The 4820-nt window shown below is 63.3% G+C and carries 3 protein-coding genes and 1 pseudogene; all 4 read left to right on the plus strand.

Annotated features, from left to right (window positions below):
- Positions 1-68 precede the first annotated feature (68 nt).
- Positions 69-2324: a GumC family protein gene (locus ACY693_RS15105; RefSeq protein WP_462322639.1), complete on the plus strand. Its 2256-nt coding sequence runs from the start codon at positions 69-71 to the stop codon at positions 2322-2324.
- A gap of 7 nt (positions 2325-2331) precedes the next feature.
- Positions 2332-3444: a glycosyltransferase family 4 protein gene (locus ACY693_RS15110; RefSeq protein WP_462322640.1), complete on the plus strand. Its 1113-nt coding sequence runs from the start codon at positions 2332-2334 to the stop codon at positions 3442-3444.
- Positions 3441-4475 (plus strand): glycosyltransferase family 2 protein, encoded by a 1035-nt coding sequence (locus ACY693_RS15115; RefSeq protein ID WP_462322641.1) that lies wholly within the window; start codon positions 3441-3443, stop codon positions 4473-4475. The genes ACY693_RS15110 and ACY693_RS15115 overlap by 4 nt, the downstream gene beginning before the upstream one ends.
- Positions 4472-4820: pseudogene (locus tag ACY693_RS15120) on the plus strand (glycosyltransferase family 4 protein); the annotation flags it as partial. The gene ACY693_RS15115 and the pseudogene ACY693_RS15120, both read left to right, overlap by 4 nt.

A 4820-nucleotide genomic window follows, 5' to 3' on the forward strand; every position in this document is an offset into this window, starting at 1 on the left:
GAGCGGTTGTGGTTTCAGTCCATTGCGGGCCGCGACCTCGGTCGACTGCTTCCTAGAACACGCCCGGCGTGAGCCCCAAGCAGCCGGGCAACACGCGGGAGCAGGAGCAGCGTTTGCCAGGCAAGGCAATCATGCCGCTGTTGTCGCTGCAGCGACATTGGCTGAAATCGCTCATCGTGTTCACCCTGATTGCAGGGATTGGGCTGCCGGTCGCCTGGGTTAAAGGCACCGCAACCTATTACGCCGAAGCGGTCATACAGATCAATTTCCGTTACGCTGCCAATCTCCGAACGATGCAGGAGATCGAGACGCACTCGGACACACAGTACGTCCGACTCGTCCAACAGCAGATCCGAACCATCAACCGGTACGATGTGGTCAAACGAGCGCTTGATAGCCTCGGCGAAGAGCGTTGGCTCTGGCAGCTTCCCGATGAATCCGAGCGGAAGGCCATTCAGCGCCTGATGGGGGCGTTGCAGATAAGAGCCGTCCCCCAGACCTACCTGGTCACCATTGGGCTTGAAGACAAGAACCCGTATGTACCAGCGCTGCTCATCAACCCCGTCGTCAAGAGCTATATCAAAGAGGCGCGCTCAGAGATATTCGTCGGCGAAAAGCTTCGCGTCGAGAATCTCAGCCAGCAGCGAGAAGAGATCGAGGCCATCATCGACGACCTCTCGAAACAGCTCGAGGAGACGGCCGACCAGCTCGGGTTGGTGACCTTCGAGGAAGGTCTGCAAAACCCCTACGACCGAATGCTCGTCGATCTGCGCAGCGCCCTCTCGAATGCCCAGCAGAGAAGCGTCGTCGCCAAAGCTGAGCTCGACGCCATGGTCGGCAAGCATGAGCGCTTGCTCAAGTTATCGCTCGATGCCGAGGCACAGAAGATGACCGCCAACGACCGAGCACTCGGTGATCTTCGCGCCTACCTGTACCAGCGACGTGCGCAGCTGGTCCAGACGATGTCCGGCCTGAAGCCGACCCACGAGGGCAGGCAAGCGGCTGAACGCGAGCTCGAGCAGATTAATCAAGAGATCCTTCAAGCGACGCAAGACAAGGTTGCGGAGATGAAGGCAATACTTGAGGAGCGCCGACGCGCCGAGATGCGCTCCGAGCTCGCCGAGCTTGAGGCAAAGCTTGAGGAGGCAACCCGCGTGGAAGAAGCCTTGCAGCATCACGTCGAAGAGCGGACGCGTGAGGTCGCAGATTTCATGGAGGTCTATAGCAGGGGGCTCGGGATCAAGGAAGAGCTTGATCGGCAACGCCGGCAGCTGGTGATGGTCATGGATCGCATCGACGAGATCAAGATGGAGGAGAACGCGCCCGGTTATGTCCGCCTGATCTCATTGGCGGAGATGCCCGAGGAGCCGCGGTCGGGGGGGCGCAAGAAGATCTTCATGATGTTTCTGATCGTTGCGGGTGGCGCTGCCCTGATCCTCCCGCTCGCGCTCGATTTTCTCGATAGCCGCATTCGCACCCCAATCGACCTGCACCGAATCCTAGGCTTCGCGCCCAGTTCTTGGCTGCCCGAGATCCAAGACGAGAACGCACGCGTCCTATTCGACCAACAGATGGAGCGACTCGCGATCTCGATCTTTCGGGATATCGACCAGCGCGAGGAGGCGACTTGTTTCTTTGTGACGGCGATCCTCCCCGGCGCGGGCAAGACCTTTGTCATCTACCAGCTCGCGGATCAATTGCAGCGGCTTGGAATCGAGACCGTCGTTCTCTCCTGCGATCCATCGAATCGCAGCGCCTCATCGGAAGCAGCCGCACGGGAGATCGACTTTGCAGAAAACAAAAAGCGCAGTAAGTCGAAGAAAAACCATCGAAACCAGCAGATTGAGCCCACGCTGAATGTCGAGCCTGCTGCACAGGGATTGGTTGACCTCATGCGCAACACTGCCGATCTGGATCAAGTGATCATCCGCCGCGGGCCGGATCAAGCCGATTGGATTGGGTTCGGCAGCTATGCCGACGCCGATGAGCTCAAGAATGTCATGCGGTTGGAACAGGTGCTTGACGCGATCAAGACGCGGTACAGACTAACCTTGCTCGATGGACCCGCGATTCTGATGTCCGCGAACGCCGAGGCCATCGCCGGCATCTGCTACGGAACGCTGATTATCGTCGATTCCATCGACACACCGGTCAAGCAGCTCAAGCGCGCCCTTTCGATCATCGAGCGGGCTTCACCTGAGGTCGTCGGTGCGGTGCTCAATCAAGCGCCCCTGTTCAAGCGTAGCGGCTACTTCAGTCAGCTTGCGAAAGCTCTGGCACACTACCGATCCGAGCAAACGGACTCATTGAACAAGCAGAGCTGACACCGCGATGGATAACCCAGAGCCGACGCCGACGCATGCGCGCAGTCCACTGCTCTATGTCCTGCACAGTGGCAATCTCTACGGCACCGAGCGGATGGCAATTGCGACCGCGGCCCGACTCCGCGGGGAATTCCTGACCACTATCGTGGCACCTCCTGGTCCCGCATTGGAGGCCGCCGCCGCCCAAGGGCTCGAGGCACAGCCGTTCGCCGGTGCCAAATCCCTGGTGCCGATCATTCGGCGCTTCCTCGCCCGCAGCGACGCGCCGACAGCGGGCAGCGACCCGCGCCGAGTCTTCGTGGCCACCGGGGTCAGCCACTCGCTTCTGTTCTGGGCACTCAGCCGCTTCTCGCGGCAGCGCTGTGCGCATCTCCACCTGGTGCACGGGGGCACAGACGAGCGCCTCAGCTATGGGCGTAAGCGGCTGCTCAATCGTCTCGGGGTCCGATTCGTGGCGGTCTCAGCGTTCGTGCGCGAGCGGCTACTCGCGTACCGGGTCCGTGAGGATCGAATCAGCGTGATCGAGAACTTCCTCGATGACGGCTATGCCGCCACCCTGCCGCGGCGACGCGCGGAACGGCCCTGGGCGCTTGAGCAGATTCGCATCATCTCGCGCGTGGATCCGATCAAGCGCATCGATCTGCTGTTCGCCGCCGTCGACCTCGAGCCCGCGCTGGCGCGCTTGCAGTTCAAGGTCTACGGCGAGGGTTGGGACTACGAGGCCTTGCGTGATCGCGCGCGCGCCTCCTATCCGATGATCGAGCTGGCCGGTTTCGATCCGCGGGCCGTCGAATGCCTGCGCGACGCCGATCTGCTGCTGCATCTCTGCCCGGTCGAGCCCTTTGGGCTCGCGATCTTGGAGGCGATGACTGCCGGCGTGCCGGTGCTCGGTCCAGACAGAGGCGGCGCTGGCAGCCTGGTCCGCGACGACGTCTCCGGCTTTCGATTCAGCGCCGATGATCCGCGTGCGCTGGCCGCACGGCTGCTCGCGATCGGCGAGCTCGAGCCCCCCCGACTCGAGCAGGTGGTCAAGGAAGCGCGGCAGCTCTTGTCCACCCGCTTCAACCCTGTCGCCCGTTCCCGAGACTATCGAGAACTGATCCTGAAGGAGCTGCAATGAGCGCTGATAAGCAAGCCACGCACCACCAGGACGCCCCCGCAGCGCTCGCGGTGGTCGTAATCGGCCGCAATGAAGGCAGCCGGCTGACCGCCTGCCTAGAGTCCGTTCAGGCCATGGCACCGATCGGCGGAGCGGTCGAGATCCTCTACGTCGACTCGGCTTCGACCGACGACAGCGTTGAGCGCGCCGCGGCCCTGGGCGTGCGCGTGATCCGCGTCCAGCCGCAGCGCCCGACCGCCGCCATCGGCCGCAACGCTGGTTGGCGCGCGGCCCGGGCACCGCTCATCCTGTTCTTGGACGGTGATACCCTGCTCGACCCGCAGTTCGTGACACGCGCCCTGCCCGCCTTCGATGATCCGACGATTGCCGGCGTCAGCGGCAACCGGTGGGAGAGCCGACCGCAAGACTCCTTTTACAACCGAGTGCTCGATCTCGACTGGCGCGGCGGGGCCGGCGAGGTCGACTACTGTGGCGGGGATGCACTGATCCGGCGCGACATTCTGGAACGCGTCAACGGCTTTGACGAGACCCTGATCGCCGGCGAGGAGCCGGACATGTGGCGGCGCATCCGCGCGCTCGGCTTCAAGGCCTGGCGGCTCGACATACCAATGACCAGCCATGACCTGGCGATGACGCGCTGGGCCCAAGACTGGCGGCGCGCCACCCGCACCGGCCACGCCTACGCCGAGGTCTCGGCGCGATACCGCGATACGGAGCTAATGCTTTGGGCGGGCACGGCGCGGCGCAATCAGGTCCATGCGGGCATCTTGATCGGCAGCCTGGCGGGCGCTCTCCTACTGACCCTACTGCTCGCCAGCCCCTGGCCCGTCATCGGCTGGCTGCTTCTGCTGCTGACCGTGGTCGCGCGAACGGCCTGGCGCCAGCGCTGGCGCGGCGCTGACGGCTGGACGCTGTTCTTGTACGGAATCCACTCCCATCTACAGCAGATCCCAATCTTTGTCGGCCAGCTCGGCTACCTGCGCGCTAGCCGTTCCGGGACTCGCCGCGGCCTTATCGAGTACAAGCAATGAACGCCTCCGATCACCAGTCCACCCAGGCCTCCAACACCCGAACACCGCGGCTGCTGATGTCAGCCTACCAGTGCGGGCCCGGCATGGGCTCGGTCTCCCAGATCGGGTGGGAATGGTACGCGCGCATGGCCCGCCGGCTGCCGGTCACCCTGCTGACCCATGTGCGCAACCGCACAGCCCTCGAGGCCGAGGGCGCACCCCTGACCGGCTCCGAGATCCTCTATGTCGACACCGAGTGGTTCGCCGGCCCGCTCTATCGGCTGGCATCGCGGATGTTCCCGAGCAGCCAGCACGCTGTGTTCCTGCTCTCGTCGCTGGACTTCTATGTCTCCGACCGGGCAGCCT

The organism is Halochromatium sp., from assembly GCF_054919635.1.